Below are 15,660 nucleotides of genomic sequence, written 5' to 3'. Positions count from 1 at the left end.
GAGATTATGACGCCTGCCCCGACTCACAATCCCGCCCCGGCAGGCGGCCCCGGCACCTACCGTGACTCGTGGGGGATCCCGCACTTGTGGGCGGAATCCGCCGACGACCTCGCCTACCTCCAAGGCCTGAACGCCGCCAGCGACCGCTCATGGCAGATCGAGCTGGAACGCTGGCGTTCCGAAGGCCGCGCGGCAGAAGTGCTGGGCCCTGACGCGGTGGTGTGGGACCGGTTCGCCCGGCAGGCCCGGTTGGATGACACCGCCCGCCGCTGCTTCGAGAACTTCGACGACGACACAAAACGCTGGTGCGGACAGTACGTCGCCGGCGTCAACCAGGCCTTGTCCGAAGGCCTCCGCGGTGGCCCGGAGTTCGATGAATCCGGCGGCGCCCCCGAGCTTTGGAACCCGTGGACACCGCTGGGCGTCTTCCTGGTCCACCACATCCTGTTCTCCACGTTCCCCAACAAACTCTTCCGCGCGCACGTCGCACGGACTCTCGGGGACGACGCCGTAGGCCTGTTCAGCATCGAAGCTCCCGTGTGGTCCGGCAGCAATGCCTGGGCTGCCCACGGTTCGGAGACAGCCAGCGGCCTTCCCCTGGTTGCCGGCGACCCCCACCGTTTGATGGAGCTGCCCGGCGTGTACCAGCAAGTGCGGCTGGCATGCCCCGAGTTCGACGCCATCGGGTTCGCCTTCCCAGGTGTCCCCGGCCTCCCGCACTTCGCCCACACCGGGCATACCGCCTGGGCCATCACCAACGCCATGGCCGACTACCAGGACCTTTTCGAAGAGGAACTGCGCCGGGTCACCGATGTGGATGGCGAGCGCGTGGAGGCTCGTGGAGCGGAAGGCTGGGAACCCGTCGTCGTCAGTACCGAGACTGTTCGCGTCCGCGGAGGTGACGCCGTTGACGTTGAGGTCATGGAGACCATGCGTGGGTCGGTGATCTCTGCAGCGCCCGACGGCGGTGCCCTCAGCTTGCGTTTCCCCGCACGGGTTGAGGGGCGGCTGGGTTTCGAGGCCCTCCTGCCGCTGTTGCGGAGCCGGAACGTGTCCGAGGTAGAGGCAGCGTTCGATGCCTGGGTGGAGCCTGTCAACAGTGTGGTGGCCGCGGACGACTCCGGGGCCGTCCGCCACTTTGTTGCCGGGCTTGTTCCGCAGCGGAATCCCTCCAACCGCCGCCTGCCGGCGCCCGCCTTCTCCGCCCGCCACGCGTGGGACGGGCAGTACGTGGTCCTCCCCCGTACCAAGGTCCAGCGTTTCGCGGTCAGCGCTAATGATCGGGCCGCGGGCGGCGGAGATGCGGTGGCCATGGAGTTCGCTCCTGCGCATCGTGCGCTGCGGATCCGGGAACTATTGGAGGCCGCTCCCGGAGGGTCACTCACCGTGGACACCATGCAGGCCATCCACACGGACACGCAGCTGGGTCCATGGCCGGTGTTCCGATCCATCCTCAGTGGCCTGGACGCCGATGACCTGTCCGGCGAAGCCAAGGAACTCCGGTCAGAGTTGTTGGGATGGGACGGCCGCATGGACGCGGCCAGTCACCAGGCAGCCGTGCTCGCGGCGTGGCGGGGAGTCTTGGTTCAACGCATTGCCAGGCATTCCGCGTTGGCCCCACTGCACGAGCCCACGGCATACTCCCCCTTGTTCGGGCCCTGGCTGTCTGTTCCTTCGCGCATCGGATTTGCTCTTGAAACGCTGCTGGCCCGGGGCTCCGAGCTTGGTATCAGTGTTGGTGTTGAAGCTGCCGCAGCGCTTGAGGACGTTGCCCTGGAGGAAGCGCTGCTGGACGGTGCGTCGTGGGGCGAGCGACACCAGCTCCTGGCCGTTCACGTCCTCCCGGGCGCTCTTTCCGAGGCCGCCCCCGCCGCCGACCTCAGTGGGGATACCGGTTGCGTGCTCTGCACCGAAAGCCTCCCTGGCGTGGACGACCGAAGCTTCCGTGGACCCGTGGCCCGCTACGTCTGGGACCTGTCCGATCGAGCCAACAGCCGGTGGATCGTCCCCTTCGGCGCCGCGGGTACACCCGAGCATGAGCATTTCGCCGACCAACTGCCACTCTGGACCGCCGGGAAGCTTGCCCCAGTGGTCACGGATTGGTCGGTCCTGACCAAAGACACGCCCTAGCCAATTCCGTTCGCAGCCCTAGAAGGAAACCATGACCACCACCACCCAGGACTTCGCCGTCCGCACCACCATCTACTCCGAAGAACTCGACGGTTGGGGTTCCCTGCGGATAGTCCCCCTGATCCCCAGCGAGGACATCGGCCTCATCTACGAGTGGGTGACCCAGCCCCGCGCAAAGTTCTGGGGAATGACCGAGCACTCCCGCGAACACGTCCGGGAGATCTACGAGTTCCTTGACTCATTGGAGACCCACCACGCGTTCCTGGTGGTGCTCGACGGGGAGCCGCTGGCCCTGTTCCAGACGTACGAACCACTGCACGACCCCGTGGGCGAGGCCTACCCTGCGCGCGAGGAGGACATTGGGATGCACCTGTTGCTGGCTCCGGCCACGCGGCCCATTCCACACTTCACGCCGAGGCTCGGAACGTCGCTGATCAAGTACATGTTCTCGCTGCCGGGCAAGGACCGGATCATCGTGGAGCCGGACTCCCGCAATGCCAAGGCCCTGCGTCGCCTGGAAGCCACCTGCTTCGAGCTCGGTCCCATCATCCAGCTCGCCGAGAAGGAAGCCCAACTGGGGTTCCTGACACGCGCCGGCTTTGACGAGATCCAGGAACAGCAGCGCTAAACCGCCACAAGGGAAGTGCCGCCGGCGGCCCCCCAACGCTACCGGCGGCACGTTTGGTGTCCAGCGTTCCAGCGCATGTCAGCGCTAGCGCCAGACGAAACTCCATGTCCCCGCGCCCACAGCGGCCAGCACTGCTCCCGCTGCAATCACCAACCCGCCAAGGACCACCCAAACGTCCAGCAACGAGTACGTTGATTCTCGTGCCCACGTGCGTTGACCGCCCCCAAAACCGCGGGCTTCCATGGTCACCGCTAGCCTCGACGCCCGGCGAACCGCCTGCACCAAGAGCCCGAAGCTCTGCCCGAGCGTAGCCTTGAGGCGCTGGAACGGGCTGCCCTGCGAGCCGACGCCGCGTGCCCGGCGGGCCATGCCGATGGTCTGCCACTCCTCTGCCATGAGGCCCACTAAACGCATGGCTGCCAGAGACCCGAGGACAAAGCGGTGCGGCAGCTTTGCTTTCTGCGCCAGCGCATCGGCCAGGTCCGTCGGATCGGTGCAGGTCATCAGCAGGATCGCCGGGAGCGCGATCGCCAAGCCGCGGAGCATGAAACCCAGCCCCAGCTCGAGGGAACCTTCGCTGATGGACCAGAGTCCGACGTCGAGCAGGACAGCGCCGCTGTCAGCAGCCACGATCGCTGTGCTCCACCCGCCGATCGCTGCCGCGATGATCAGCGGCCAGGCACGCTGCCACAGCAAGCGGAGAGTGAGGCCGGCCAGCGGGAAGAGCGCCAACTCCGCAACAAGCGCCGTAGACGCCGACACCCAGTCGATGGACAGCGCCAGCACCAGGGAGATGAGGAAGACCGAGCCGAACTTGGCCAAAGGATTCGCGCGGGTCAGCAGCGCCTGGTTACCCCGCAGGTTCAGTGCATCCCTCATGCTGCACCGGCTTCCTGGCGGTCGTTTTCCGTGCGCGTGGACGGGCCGAGCTGCAGTTCCGTGCCGCCGAGCACGGCGCTGAACTCTTGGTCATGGGTTACTGAGACCACGGCAGTTCCGGCGTCCAGCAATTCGGACAGGAAGGACGCCAATTCGGCCCAGGTGTTCGCATCCTGGCCAAACGTCGGCTCATCGAGCACCAAGACCTTCGGATGCGCCGCGAGCACGGTGGCCACCGAGAGCCGACGCTTCTCGCCGCCGGACAAGGTGTACGGATTGGCGTCCACCAGATGGGTGAGGCGCAACCGCTCCAACAGTTCGTCCACGCGTTCCTCGCCATGGCCCAGGTGCCTCGGGCCAAACATGAGTTCGTCCAGGACCTTGCCCGTGACGAACTGGTGCTCCGGCTCCTGGAAAACGGTTCCGATACGGGAAATCAGCTGCTCGGCTTTCCACTTGAAGGGGTCCATGCCCACTCCCTCTGAAAGCTCGACGGCGGCACTCACCGTGCCATCCACCGGCGCCAGAAGACCGGCCAACGTGAGCGCGAAGGTGGACTTTCCGGCACCGTTGGGACCCGTGATGGTGAGCGCCTGGCCTGCCCGGACCTGGGCACTGATGCCGGATTGCACGGGAACCGGCGGGATGGTCCTGAAGCCCTTCCTGCGTGGTTTCTCCCGTGAAACTGAGAGGTCCTGCGCCGCAAGGAGGAGCTGGGCGGTCCGGGGTTCGTTGCGGCGGGCGCGGGTTGCCGGGACATACCCCGGAACCCAAACGCCGGCACCCATCAGCATGGTGCGGGCCTCGGATAGGACGTGGTCCGGCGGGCCGTCCAGGAGGACGCCCGGCGTACCGGCTTCTGAGCCGGTACCCGGCTGCAGGACCACGATCCTGTCCACCAGGTCCTTCCACACAGACACCCGGTGCTCCACCACCACCAACGTGGCGCCGGTCTTGTCCACGCAGCGCTTCACGGCATCGCGGACCTCCAACACCCCTGCAGGATCGAGGTTGGCCGTAGGTTCATCCAGCAGGATCAGCCCGGGCCGCATCGCCAGGATGCCGGCCAGCGCAAGGCGCTGCTTCTGCCCACCGGAGAGTGCCGCCGTCGGGTGATCCAACGCCAAGCCGCCGCCTGCTGCGGTACGCAACCCGACGTCGTCGAGCGCTTCATGGACGCGGGACCAAATCTCGTCCCGCGGTACGGCCAGGTTCTCGGCACCGAAGGCGACGTCGTCACCCACCCGCGAGAGGACCACCTGCGTTTCCGGATCCTGTTGCATCAGGCCGGCGCGGCCTCGCTGCTCGCGGGGAGTGACGCCGTCGATCAGCAGGGAGCCGGTCTCGTCAGAGTCGTCCTCCTCGTCACCCAGCACCCCGGCGAGGGCGTGCAGGAGCGTGGACTTGCCGGCGCCTGAAGGCCCCAGCAGCAGTACGCGCTCCCCGGGTTCGATCCTGAGGTCAAGGCCTTGAATGGCAGGCTTGGCCCGACCGGCGTGCCGCCAACCCCAGCCCTCGGCCGAGATGGCGGCAGGCCTGACAGCGCCGCTGTTGGTGGCGGGCATCAGCTGAAGACTGGCTCCGAAGCGGCCTTGCGGGACGCGAAGGAGCTCAGGACGCCCGTCTTGGCCAAACCGCGGGTGGCGACCCATGACAGTGCGCCTGCGATGATCGCGCCGGAGATGGTGGTGAAAGTGATGTAGGCCAGCTTGTCGATGGCTTCGTAAGCGATGTTCCAACCCCAAGGCAGGAAGGAGTCGTTGAGGCCGCAGAAAAGGCCAGCACCGGCACCGGCAAGGAGTGCCGTGGGCAGGTTGAACTTCTTGTAGCGGAACGCGGCGAAGATCAGCTCGGCGCCGAGGCCCTGGAGGATGCCCGAGATGAGCACTGTGGTGCCGTACTGCGAACCCATAATGAGCTCACCCGTGGCTGCCACGGCTTCGCAGAACAGTGCCGCACCCGGCTTGCGGATAATGAGCATGCCCAAGACCGCCGGGATCATCCAGCCACCGGCGATCAGGCCGGTGAGCGGCGGATACGTCGCGTTCATGGGAATGGATACGAGTGCGGCGCCCTGGGACCATGCCCAGAAGATCACGCCGCCGGCGATGGCGATAAGGGCCGCCACCACGATGTCTACAACACGCCAGCTATAACTGGTCTTCTTCACGTTTACCGTGGTCATTTTTCTGCCTCCTGAGGTACAGGAGGGGAAAGTGCTCCCCGGATTCCCCAGCCGGCCTGCGCCGCCCGGATCCGGACACTCTGAGAAGCTCGACTCCCTTGCGCCGGTACTAACCGGATCAGGTTCGAGGGTCTGCGGCTGTCCGCACTCTCAGCGCCCTCGCGTCTCCCGCATTCCTGCAGGATTCGACGGCGGCGCTCCCCTGTCGTTATCAATCTGCCCTGATGGGCTGGTTCAGTTTACACCTGCGCGTGTGGCCGGCGCTGGGGCCCGGTCACAATCCTGCGAGAATGGACCAGCAGATCCGACCGCAGCAAAGGGGCACATTTTCATGACGGACATTCCCGGCTCAGGACTTCCAGGAACCAAACCCGTGCCCGAACCCCGGCTTGCTGCCAGCGTCATCCTGCTTCGCGACACCGCGGACGGGCTCGAGGCCTTCGTCCAGCACAGGGTCAGCACCATGGACTTCGCTGCCGGGATGGTGGTCTTCCCCGGAGGACGGGTGGACGCCGCGGATCAATCCGGGTGGGACTACCCCACCGAACTCCTGCAGGCCCACGCGGCGGACTGGCACCAGAGCTCCATCGGCACGGATCCCGACGCTGCAGCAATGGTACTCACAGCTGCCGTCCGGGAGGTCCAGGAGGAAGCCGGCCTGAGCATCGACGCCTCGGATCTCCGTCCTTGGGCCAACTGGATCACCCCTACGGACATGCCCAAGCGCTTCGATACCTATTTCTACGTCGCCAAGCCTTTGCCGGGAGCCGAGCCACAGCACCAAACCACGGAAGCGTGGCAATCCCTGTGGATGCCTGTGAACGGAATCCTGGAAGCCGAGGCTGCCGGCACCCTGCAGCTGATGCCGCCCACCTACTACCTGCTGAAGGAAATCGCCGGGTTTGGTTCTGTGGAGGCGATGTGGTCCGCCGAACATGCTGTGGTCCCCGTGCTGGCACCGGAGGGTTCCATGGCTGCGTTTTTGAAGGAACGGGAAAGCCGGCGCTAGCAGTGTTCCCCCGGCCTTTACAGCTAGGCTGGGGACATGAACCTCTTCTTCAAGCTGCTGGGTGCCGGAGTAAGCCTCGGAGCAGGCTTCGTCGGAACCAAACTCGTCAACAAAGGGTGGGAAAAGGCCACTGGCAACAAGCCACCCGTAGGCAACGATGACATGGAAACAAGCCTGCGCTCGGCCCTGACCTTCGCACTGATTTCCGCGTTCGTCAGTACCCTCATCCAGGTCCTTGCCAGCCGTGGCACGCAGCGTGCCATCGCACGCTTCGCCAAATCCCAGGACATCGTCTAGGAACCATCCGGACAACAAAGCGCGGGCCACCTTGGTGGGCCCGCGCTTTTTTATGGGCGGTTCAGCGGTCGTTCGCGGGTTCCTGGCCCGCTGCTGCCCGCTGGACGACGGCCTCAAGCTCATCTTTGGTGAGCATCTCGCGGTGCCCGTGCTTGGTGCGGTAGGCAGAGCGCCCCACCATGTGCGCAGAGACGGGGGCCGTCAGCAGCTGGAAAATCCACGCCACCACCAGGACAGGCCATACCCACCACGTCCGCATCTGCAGGCCGATCGCCGCCAGCATGAGGAACAACCCCAGGACCTGCGGTTTGGTGGCGGCGTGCATGCGGCTCATGAGGTCCGGGAAGCGCAGCAGGCCCACGGCCGCGCCGAGGGACATCAGGGCACCCACCACCAAGAACACAGCGGTCACAACATCAATGACGGCATCCACGCCGGTGGCGTCAGGACTCATTGTTCTGTTCCCTCCGCTCGGCCACGAACCGGGCAACCGTCACCGAGCCGATGAACCCAATCACCGCTAGGGCCACCAGCAGCATCAGGTTGTTGAGGTGCCGGTTCATCGCCATATCCACGGCAAGCGCGGCGCCGAGAATGGCCAGCAACACGTCGGACGCCAGAACGCGGTCCAGCAGGGACGGTCCGATGGCGATGCGGACAATCGCGCCTGCCGCAGCCAAACTCAGGATGACAGCCGTGGCCACCAGGACGAATTCCTTCACTGCGTTGCCCCTTCCATGCCGGGACGCGCTTCAGCCCTAAGCGCGTCGACTTCTTCACGAGTACCCATGATGCGGATCAGTCCCGCTTCGATGTTCTGGGTTTCCTGCCGGATCTTGTCGATGTCGGCTTCTTCATAGATGTTCAGCGCGTGCAGGTAAAGCGTTGACGTTGAACGGTCCACTTCCACCACCAGGGAGCCGGGAATCAGGGAAATGACGTGCCCGGTGGCGGTCACCATGAGGTCCGAATGGCTCCGCAGCGGAACAGCGACGACGGCGCTGCGCACCTTCGGGCCTTTGGCCACCGCCAGGTACAGCACCACGAAGCTCGCTGCCACAACTTTGGCGAGGAACATCAGGGCAAAGGGAATGGCGCGCAGGATGTTGAACCTGCCGCTCAGTTCCACGGGTGGGAGGTAGAAGAACTTGGCCACCAGCACTGCGATCAGGGCACCAAACAGCAGGTTGCCGGGGCTGAAGTCCCGCCACAGAGCGCCCCAGACAATCACCAACCAGATGAGCAGTGGCAGTTCGGTGCGGAACGAAATCGGTTTGCGGCTCATTTGGCATCACCCGTCTGCACTTCATCCGTTTGTGCAAGGGGCGGCACCTCGACGGAATCGCCCAGGACCGAATGGATGTAGGCGGATCGGTCCAGCATGATGCGGGCGGAACCGTCTGCCACCTGGAAGAGCGGTCCGGCGAAGACCGTCAGGGCGACGCCAAATATGACCAGGCCGGCCGTGGAACCCACCATTGTCCGGGGCAGCACGCCGACGTTGCCGGTAGCCTTCAGCACGGGGTCGGGGAACTCGGCGTCCTCGGGCTTCCGCCAGAAGGCCCTGTTCCACACACGGGCGATCGCCAGCAGAGTCAGCAGGCTGGTGACTACGCCGCCCACCACCAGCACGATGGCCAGGGGTGTCCCCAACTCCACTCCGGCCTGCAACAGACCCAACTTGCCCAGGAACCCGGAGAAGGGCGGAATGCCGGCCAGGTTCATTGCCGGGACAAAGAACAGCAAAGCCAGAAGCGGAGACAACTTGGCCAAGCCGCCCAATCGGTCAATGGACGAGCTGCCGCCACGTCGCTCTATGAGACCCGTGACCAGGAACAGGCTGGTTTGCACGGTGATGTGGTGCGCCACGTAGAAGACGGCTGAACCCAACCCCGCCACCGAGCTCATCGCCAAACCGAACACCATGTACCCGATGTGGCTGACCAAGGTGAAGGACAGGAGACGTTTGATGTCGCTCTGGGCCAGGGCGCCCAGAATACCGACCACCATGGTAAGGAGCGCCACCACCATCAAGGGGACGTTCAGGGTGTCCCCCGGGAACAGGAGTGTCTCCGTGCGGACCATGGCATAGACGCCCACTTTGGTCAGCAGCCCGGCAAACACCGCGGTGACCGGCGCCGGCGCCGTGGGGTAGGAGTCAGGCAGCCAGAAGGACAATGGGAACACAGCGGCCTTGATGCCGAAGGCCACCAACAGCATCACGTGCAGGAGGTTCTGCGTGCCTTGGTCCAGTTCGGCGAGCTTGATGGCCAGGTCCGCCATGGTGATGGTTCCGGTGGCGCCATAGATCATGGCAATGGCTACGAGGAACAACACGGAGGACACCACGGAAACCACCACGTAGGTGACACCCGCACGAATGCGCGGACCCGTCCCTCCCAAGGTCATGAGCACGTAGCTTGCCGTCAGCAGGATTTCGAAGCCGACATAGAGGTTGAAGAGGTCGCCTGTGAGGAAGGCGTTGGACACGCCTGCCACCAGGATCAGGTAGGTGGGGTGGAAAATCGAGACCGGCGCTTCCTGGTCTCCGTCAGCCATGCCTTGGCCGGTGGCGTAGATCAGGACGGCGAGGCTCACCACGGTGGAAACCACCAGCATGAGGGAGGAGAACTGGTCCACCACCAGGACAACGCCCCACGGCGGCAACCAACCACCCAGAGTCACGGACGTGGTGCCACCGTTCCACACGGAGATCAGCAGCAGGCACTCCAGCAGGAGGGTCGCGCTCAGGATGCCGATGCTGACCATCCGCTGCGCAGAGTGGTGCCTGATGAGCAGGAACGCGAGGGCAGCACCCAGAATCGGTAGGAGGACAGCTAGCGGCGACAGGTTCGCAAGGTTCACGCGCTGCCTCCTTCCTGGGTTGATGCCGTGTTGGGGGTTTCTGTGGCTTCCGGGTGGCCGTGGTCCGAGGTGTTGGACGGTGTAATCGCGAACTCCGAGGTTTCCAGGGGCACGATCGCGTCGTCCTCCGCATCGAAGCTGGGAGTCTTGGCCACGCGGACGTCCTCAAGGTCGTCCTGGATCTCGTCCTGGCGGGCGAGGACCCAGGTGCGGTAAATGATGCCCAGCATGAACGCCGTCACCGCGAAGGAAATGACGATCGACGTCAGGATCAGTGCCTGGGGCAGGGGATCACTGTAGGCATCAGGGCCGGTTTCCTTGTCGAACAAGGGTGCTAGCCCGGCGTATCCCCCAGTGCTCAGGATCAGGATGTTGGTGGCATTGGCCAGCAACATCAATCCCAACAGCACGCGGGTCAGGCTGCGTTCCAGGATCAGGTAGATGCCGCAGGCGTACAGGACGCCCATGACGATCAGCAGGGTCAGGTTGATGCTCATGCGGTACCTTTCCCGGACGCCGCGGACTCAGCGGCCTCGCCGGCCAGCACGGAATGGTCAGCGGCGTCTTCTTCTTCTGCGAGGGGTGCGCCCTTGCCTTCAAAGTGTTCGTCGATTTCGGCACCGAGGCTGCGGAGGACGTCCAGCGCCAATCCCACCACCACGATGTAGACACCGATATCGAAGATGGTGGACGTGACGAATTTGACGTCTCCGAACACGGGCAACCAGAACTCGATGATGGCGCTCTGGAACACCTGCCCGCCCAGGAACAGCGGCACCACACCGGACGCTGCCGCCGTCGCAAGTCCCGTCCCCAGCAGCGTTCCGGCACTGACGGTCGCTGCCTCACTCAACTCAAACCGGCCGCCGGCCAAATAGCGGATGGTGAGGGCCAGGCCTGCGGTCAGGCCGCCTGCGAAACCGCCGCCAGGCAGGTTGTGCCCGGCAAGGAGCAGATAGATGGAGAAGACGATCATGGAGTGGAAGATCAGCCTGGTGACCACTTCGAAGATGATCGATCGCCGTTCGGGTGCCAGCGTGCGACCGGCCACCAGCCACGCGTCACGGCTGACGTCGGTGAACTTCTTCGCCACGGCCAGCGTGGCTCCGTCGCGGGAACCACGGTCGACGTCGGTGCGGCGCCCCACGCTGCCTTCCGGCACTGCTTCCGAGGTCTTGATGCGGTCGCCGCGGCTTCGGACGAAGATCAGGCTGGCCACGCCCGTTGCGGCAATCGCCAGTACGGAAATTTCGCCGAACGTATCCCAGGCGCGAATGTCCACGAGCGTCACGTTCACTACGTTCAGCCCGCCGCCGCCCTCGTAGGCCAAGCGCGGGAAGTCGAGTGAAATGGGGGTGGCAACGCGGGCGCCCATGGCGTAGATGGCCACGAAGATCATGGTGATGCCGAAGGCCGCGCCGATGATCACGCGGATCACCCGGAGCCTGCCACCGGTCCGGTCCCTGAGCTCAGCGGGCAGGCTGCGCATGGCGAGCACAAAGGCTACCAGCACGATGGTTTCCACGAGCATCTGCGTGAGGGCAAGGTCCGGAGCGCCCTGCAGGGCGAACATGAGCGCGATGCCGTAGCCCGTGACGGACACCATGAGGACGGCAAGGAAACGTTTGTTGGCGCGGACGGCAGCCAGCGCGCCCACCACGATTCCGGCACCGGCCACCATCTGCAGCGGGGAGTTCGGGTCGATGAAGTAGATGCCGTCCGGCAAGGGCTTGTTGGCCACGATCAAAGCGGTGGCCGGTACAGCGAAGGCGACGGTGAGGATCACTGCCAGGTAGAAGTACAGAGAACCACGCTGGGTGCGGCCGGTGACCCACACGGCTACATCGTCCAGGGCGCCAATCGTGTGTTGGTAGGCGCGGTCGCCATCCACCCAGTCGGGGACCAGGCCTTGGGCGCGGGAGACGAGGTTGCGGCCATAGAACATCGCGGCACCTGCCGCGAACGTGATCGCCGTCAGTCCCAGCGCCGGGGTGAGGCCATGCCACAAAGCCAGGTGTCCGGCGTCGACGGCGTCAGGACGATCGGCGAACAACGCCGCATAAGGCTGGATCCACGTGTCCACAGGCGCCGGCCAGAGGCCGTACACGATGGTGAGGAAACTGAGGATGGCCGGGGCGGCGAGGAACGCCGGCTTGATGGGTTTGAACGGTGTGGGTTCCACTCCCGGTTTCGTGGCAAACGCGCCCCACATGAAACGGGCGCTGTAGGCGAAGGTGAGGATGGAGCCGATCACCAAGCCCACCAGGATCCAGATGCCCCAGGCCGGAGCGTCGTCGCCAGTGCCGTAGTGGACGAACGCCTCGAACACCGACTCTTTGGCGACAAAACCTGCCAGCGGTGGCACTCCAGCCATCGATGCGGCGGCAATTGCCGCCACGACGCCAAGAGCCCGCGAAGAACGGAAGACACCGGAGAGTTTGCGGATATCGCGGGTCCCGGATTGGTGGTCGATGATGCCCACCACCAGGAACAGGGCGGCTTTGAACAGGCCGTGGGCCAGCAGCAGCCCGAGCCCTGCCAGGGCGGCATCGGGACGGCCCAGGCCCACCACCATGGTGAGGAAGCCCAGTTGACTCACCGTGCCGTAGGCGAGGATCAGCTTGATGTCAGTCTGGCGAAGGGCCCGGTATCCACCCACCAGCATGGTGGCCAAGCCGAGTCCGAGGACCACGGGCAGCCAGAACTGCGACTCCGAGAAGCCCGGCGCCAGTCGGGCGACGATGTAGATGCCGGCCTTCACCATGGCAGCAGCGTGCAGATAAGCGCTCACCGGGGTGGGGGCTGCCATCGCGCCCGGTAGCCAGAAGTGGAACGGAACCAGAGCCGATTTGGTCACCGCACCTGCCAAGACCAGCACGACGGCGGCAGTCACCGCCCCCGCCATGGGTCCGGTCATGAGCGCTCCGGCTTGGTCCAGGATGGCCGAGATCCGGTACGTTCCGGCAGCCTGGCCCAGGATGATGAGGCCCACAAGCATGGCGAGGCCGCCCGCGGTGGTGACCATGAGCGCCTGCAGGGCCGAGCGGCGCGCAGCCAAGCGGGTGCGGGCATAGCCGATCAGCAGGTAGGACAGGATGGTGGTGAGCTCCCAGAAGATGAACAGCATCAGGAGGTCATCGGAGGTCACCAGACCAAACATGGCGCCCGCAAAGGCGAGCAGCTGCGCACCGAAGCCGCCCAGGTCCGCGTCCTTGTTCTTGAAGTAACGGGCACAGTAGACCAGCACTAAGGATCCAACGCCGAGGATCAGCAGGGACATCACCCACGCCAAGGGATCCATGCGGAACGCGAGCTCGAGCTTCAAGCTGGGGATCCACGGCAGGACTTCTTCTATGCCGCCGTCGGAATATACAGGTCCGTATTGGAAGAGGAGCCAGACGAATGCTGCCGCGGGGACCGCTGCCAATGCGTAGAACGCGTTTCGGCCGAGTTTGCGAAAGATCAAGGGCGCCACAGTTGCCGCTACAAAGGTGATGGCGAGAACTGTGATCACTGTTATCTCCGCAAAGTCAGGAACGAATTGTCAAAAGTTGGAGCAGGCGGTCATACGTTGGGTTCGGTTTACCTAGTTTATCAAGGCGAACAGACAGTTTTTGGCCACTTTTCGTCGTCGGAGGTCACGTTTCAATCCGCGTTCTCCACAACGCCGCCCATCATCCGCCCGCCGTTCCCGCTGGCCCTATAGCATTCAAGCTATGAACGCGGCCGCAGTTCCCGAAGCCTCCCACCCCACGTCCGAGCTCGCCTCAGGACCCGTCGCTTCCAAGAAGGGACAGATCCTCGCGTGGGCGTCCTGGGACTGGGGTTCGGCTGCGTTCAATGCCGTCATGACCACCTTCGTTTTCACGGTCTACCTCACGTCGAATGCGTTCGGTGGAGAGGACGCGGCCTCCGCCGCCCTGGGCGCCGCGTTGGCCGTTGCCGGCCTGGCCATCGCCTTGCTGGCACCAGTCACGGGCCAACGCTCGGACGCCGGAGGACGACGCAAGCTATGGCTCGGGGTCAACACCGCTGCCACCGCAGTTCTTACGGCGCTGTGCTTCTTTGTGTTCCCGCAGCCCGAATTCCTGCTGCTGGGAGTGTGCCTGATCGCACTCGGGAACGTCTTCTTCGAGTTCGCCGGCGTCAACTACAACGCCATGTTGGCCCAAATTTCCACGCCCAAGAACATTGGCAAGGTCAGCGGCTTCGGATGGGCCATGGGGTACCTCGGTGGAATCGTGGCACTGCTGCTGGTGCTGCAGTTGTTTGTCCAGCCCTCTTTCGACTGGTTCGGTTCGTCAACCGAGGAGTCGCTCAACATCCGGCTCGTCGCTGTTTTCTCGGCCCTGTGGTTCTTCATCTTCGCCCTTCCCGTCATGTTCGCTGTTCCCGAAGTATCCGTGAAGAAGGACACTGCGTCGCTGGGTTTCCTTGCCTCCTACAGGCTGCTGTTGCGGCGCATCGGAGCCATCTACCGGACAAGCCCCCACACCATCTACTTCCTGCTGTCCAGCGCCATTTTCCGTGACGGCCTGGCTGCGGTGTTCACCTTTGGCGGCGTCATTGCTGCCGGCACTTTCGGCTTCGAACTCAAGGACGTCATTTTCTTCGCCATCTTCGGCAACGTGGTGGCGGCCGTGGGGGCCATCATCGGAGGCTTCCTCGATGACAAGATCGGGCCCAAAGCCGTCATCGTCCTGTCATTGGTTGGCCTCCTGATTTCTGGCACGTTCATCCTCGTCCTGGGTAACGGCGACTACGTCTTCCTCGGTAACGATTGGCCCGGCTCCAGCACTTTCTGGGTCTTCGGCCTCTTGCTCTGCCTGTTCGTGGGCCCGGCCCAGTCGTCCTCACGGGCATACCTCGCCAGGTTGGCACCCGCCGGTGAATCCGGCGAACTGTTCGGCCTCTATGCCACCACCGGGCGCGCTGTCAGTTTCCTGGCTCCCACGCTGTTTACCCTGTGCATCACCATTGCTTCTCCGCTTGTCGCAGAAGGCGAAGCCCAGCGTTGGGGCATCCTGGGAATCATGGTGGTGCTCCTGGCGGGCCTCTTGGTGATCCTGCCGGTCAAGCCGCCAGCGAAAGTGGAAATAGCGGTAGTCCCAGAGCGTTAACTACATAGGCCGGCAGAGCGTAAACAACGTACCGGACCGGTTCAACAGAGTTTAGGGTGGAGCTATGAACGTGGATGAGACCGAACTCCCGGGCCTTGGGGTCCGCAAGGATTTCGTCACGGCGTCGGGCCGACGCATCGGTGTAGTGGAGTTGCGCGAGGGAGAAACCGAACTTTTCGTGTCCACGTGGGACGATCCTGACACGTGCCAGGCTTCCATCCCGTTGACGGCCGACGAAGCGTCGACGCTCGGGAACCTCCTCAGCGGGCAGCACATTGCCATGCGATTGGCGGAAGCTCACCGCGAGGTTCCAGGCATCGTCACTCGCCAGTTCTCCATCACGCCGGATTCGCCGTTCGTGAATCAACCTATGGGCAAAGCGCAGATCCGTACCCGCAGTGGCGTGTCGATCGTGGCGATCATGCGCGAAGGCGAGGTGGTCCCTTCGCCGGCGCCCGACGTCGTACTTCACTCGGGTGATTTGCTCGTAGCCGTCGGCACCCAGGAAGGACTTGACTCGGCAGCCGACATCCTCCGCAACGGCTGA

15 protein-coding genes and 1 riboswitch are annotated in these 15,660 nt (G+C 64.3%); of the genes, 6 read left to right on the top strand and 9 right to left on the bottom strand.

Translation table 11 applies throughout. The annotated features are described in order from the left end of the window. The first annotated feature begins 6 nt into the window (after positions 1-6). Positions 7-2,130 (top strand): penicillin acylase family protein, encoded by a 2,124-nt coding sequence (locus FQP90_RS07975; RefSeq protein WP_144649199.1) that lies wholly within the window; start codon positions 7-9, stop codon positions 2,128-2,130. Between the two features lie 31 nt (positions 2,131-2,161). Then, entirely contained in the window at positions 2,162-2,758 is a 597-nt protein-coding gene (locus FQP90_RS07970) for a GNAT family N-acetyltransferase (RefSeq protein WP_144649198.1), read from the top strand. A gap of 84 nt (positions 2,759-2,842) precedes the next feature. Here the strand turns inward: FQP90_RS07970 and FQP90_RS07965 are convergent, their stop codons facing one another. Genes FQP90_RS07965 through FQP90_RS07955 form a run of 3 tightly spaced genes read right to left on the bottom strand, consistent with a single transcriptional unit; the run spans position 2,843 to position 5,822 of the window. Further along, the gene (locus tag FQP90_RS07965; RefSeq protein ID WP_144649197.1) at positions 2,843-3,637 is read right to left on the bottom strand and encodes an energy-coupling factor transporter transmembrane component T family protein; all 795 of its coding nucleotides are present in this window, start codon (positions 3,635-3,637) and stop codon (positions 2,843-2,845) included. Then, on the bottom strand, positions 3,634-5,202 hold the full coding sequence (locus FQP90_RS07960; protein WP_144649196.1) for an ABC transporter ATP-binding protein: 1,569 nt from the start codon (positions 5,200-5,202) through the stop codon (positions 3,634-3,636). Before FQP90_RS07960 ends, FQP90_RS07965 begins: the two co-directional genes overlap by 4 nt. Beyond that, the gene (locus FQP90_RS07955; RefSeq protein ID WP_144649195.1) at positions 5,202-5,822 is read right to left on the bottom strand and encodes an ECF transporter S component; all 621 of its coding nucleotides are present in this window, start codon (positions 5,820-5,822) and stop codon (positions 5,202-5,204) included. Before FQP90_RS07955 ends, FQP90_RS07960 begins: the two co-directional genes overlap by 1 nt. A gap of 77 nt (positions 5,823-5,899) precedes the next feature. After that, a riboswitch (TPP riboswitch) is annotated at positions 5,900-6,036 on the bottom strand. A gap of 117 nt (positions 6,037-6,153) precedes the next feature. Here FQP90_RS07955 and FQP90_RS07950 point away from each other — a divergent pair. Together FQP90_RS07950 and FQP90_RS07945 are read left to right on the top strand one after the other, a co-directional pair. Next, complete coding sequence (locus FQP90_RS07950; RefSeq protein ID WP_144649194.1) at positions 6,154-6,831, top strand: NUDIX hydrolase; 678 nt, start codon at positions 6,154-6,156, stop codon at positions 6,829-6,831. 36 nt (positions 6,832-6,867) lie between these two features. After that, on the top strand, positions 6,868-7,128 hold the full coding sequence (locus tag FQP90_RS07945) for a DUF4235 domain-containing protein (RefSeq protein WP_144649193.1): 261 nt from the start codon (positions 6,868-6,870) through the stop codon (positions 7,126-7,128). A gap of 61 nt (positions 7,129-7,189) precedes the next feature. Here the strand turns inward: FQP90_RS07945 and mnhG are convergent, their stop codons facing one another. The 6 genes from mnhG to FQP90_RS07915 are packed head-to-tail and all read right to left on the bottom strand — an operon-like array spanning position 7,190 to position 13,507. After that, positions 7,190-7,582 (bottom strand): monovalent cation/H(+) antiporter subunit G, encoded by a 393-nt coding sequence (gene mnhG, locus FQP90_RS07940; RefSeq protein WP_144649192.1) that lies wholly within the window; start codon positions 7,580-7,582, stop codon positions 7,190-7,192. After that, the gene (locus FQP90_RS07935) at positions 7,572-7,850 is read right to left on the bottom strand and encodes a monovalent cation/H+ antiporter complex subunit F (RefSeq protein WP_144649191.1); all 279 of its coding nucleotides are present in this window, start codon (positions 7,848-7,850) and stop codon (positions 7,572-7,574) included. Before FQP90_RS07935 ends, mnhG begins: the two co-directional genes overlap by 11 nt. Further along, positions 7,847-8,413 (bottom strand): Na+/H+ antiporter subunit E, encoded by a 567-nt coding sequence (locus FQP90_RS07930; RefSeq protein WP_144649190.1) that lies wholly within the window; start codon positions 8,411-8,413, stop codon positions 7,847-7,849. The genes FQP90_RS07935 and FQP90_RS07930 overlap by 4 nt, the downstream gene beginning before the upstream one ends. Further along, positions 8,410-9,993, bottom strand: coding sequence for a Na+/H+ antiporter subunit D (locus FQP90_RS07925; protein WP_144649189.1), 1,584 nt, complete (start codon positions 9,991-9,993; stop codon positions 8,410-8,412). The genes FQP90_RS07930 and FQP90_RS07925 overlap by 4 nt, the downstream gene beginning before the upstream one ends. Then, positions 9,990-10,490: a Na(+)/H(+) antiporter subunit C gene (locus FQP90_RS07920; protein ID WP_144649188.1), complete on the bottom strand. Its 501-nt coding sequence runs from the start codon at positions 10,488-10,490 to the stop codon at positions 9,990-9,992. Before FQP90_RS07920 ends, FQP90_RS07925 begins: the two co-directional genes overlap by 4 nt. Continuing rightward, positions 10,487-13,507, bottom strand: coding sequence for a Na+/H+ antiporter subunit A (locus tag FQP90_RS07915; protein ID WP_144649187.1), 3,021 nt, complete (start codon positions 13,505-13,507; stop codon positions 10,487-10,489). Before FQP90_RS07915 ends, FQP90_RS07920 begins: the two co-directional genes overlap by 4 nt. Positions 13,508-13,709: 202 nt before the next feature. On the opposite strand from FQP90_RS07915, the gene FQP90_RS07910 reads away from it, so the two are divergent. Next, positions 13,710-15,113, top strand: a complete 1,404-nt coding sequence (locus FQP90_RS07910) for an MFS transporter (RefSeq protein WP_144649186.1) — start codon at positions 13,710-13,712, stop codon at positions 15,111-15,113. A 64-nt stretch (positions 15,114-15,177) separates the two neighbouring features. Continuing rightward, positions 15,178-15,660: a cation:proton antiporter regulatory subunit gene (locus FQP90_RS07905; RefSeq protein WP_144649185.1), complete on the top strand. Its 483-nt coding sequence runs from the start codon at positions 15,178-15,180 to the stop codon at positions 15,658-15,660.

The sequence above is a fragment of the Paenarthrobacter nitroguajacolicus genome (assembly GCF_007786235.1).
Classification (GTDB): Bacteria; Actinomycetota; Actinomycetes; order Actinomycetales; family Micrococcaceae; genus Arthrobacter; species Arthrobacter nitroguajacolicus_A.
This window is presented reverse-complemented; position numbering and strand designations above follow the sequence as displayed.

Bases quoted from the DNA above. Each gene is read 5' to 3' on its own strand.
- FQP90_RS07975 (WP_144649199.1), top strand. From the start codon at position 7: ATGACGCCTGCCCCGACTCACAATCCCGCCCCGGCAGGCGGCCCCGGC.
- FQP90_RS07920 (WP_144649188.1), bottom strand. From the start codon at position 10,490: ATGAGCATCAACCTGACCCTGCTGATCGTCATGGGCGTCCTGTACGCC.
- FQP90_RS07950 (WP_144649194.1), top strand. From the start codon at position 6,154: ATGACGGACATTCCCGGCTCAGGACTTCCAGGAACCAAACCCGTGCCC.
- FQP90_RS07965 (WP_144649197.1), bottom strand. From the start codon at position 3,637: ATGAGGGATGCACTGAACCTGCGGGGTAACCAGGCGCTGCTGACCCGC.
- FQP90_RS07945 (WP_144649193.1), top strand. From the start codon at position 6,868: ATGAACCTCTTCTTCAAGCTGCTGGGTGCCGGAGTAAGCCTCGGAGCA.
- FQP90_RS07970 (WP_144649198.1), top strand. From the start codon at position 2,162: ATGACCACCACCACCCAGGACTTCGCCGTCCGCACCACCATCTACTCC.
- FQP90_RS07955 (WP_144649195.1), bottom strand. From the start codon at position 5,822: ATGACCACGGTAAACGTGAAGAAGACCAGTTATAGCTGGCGTGTTGTA.
- mnhG (WP_144649192.1), bottom strand. From the start codon at position 7,582: ATGAGTCCTGACGCCACCGGCGTGGATGCCGTCATTGATGTTGTGACC.
- FQP90_RS07930 (WP_144649190.1), bottom strand. From the start codon at position 8,413: ATGAGCCGCAAACCGATTTCGTTCCGCACCGAACTGCCACTGCTCATC.
- FQP90_RS07910 (WP_144649186.1), top strand. From the start codon at position 13,710: ATGAACGCGGCCGCAGTTCCCGAAGCCTCCCACCCCACGTCCGAGCTC.
- FQP90_RS07960 (WP_144649196.1), bottom strand. From the start codon at position 5,202: ATGCCCGCCACCAACAGCGGCGCTGTCAGGCCTGCCGCCATCTCGGCC.
- FQP90_RS07905 (WP_144649185.1), top strand. From the start codon at position 15,178: ATGAACGTGGATGAGACCGAACTCCCGGGCCTTGGGGTCCGCAAGGAT.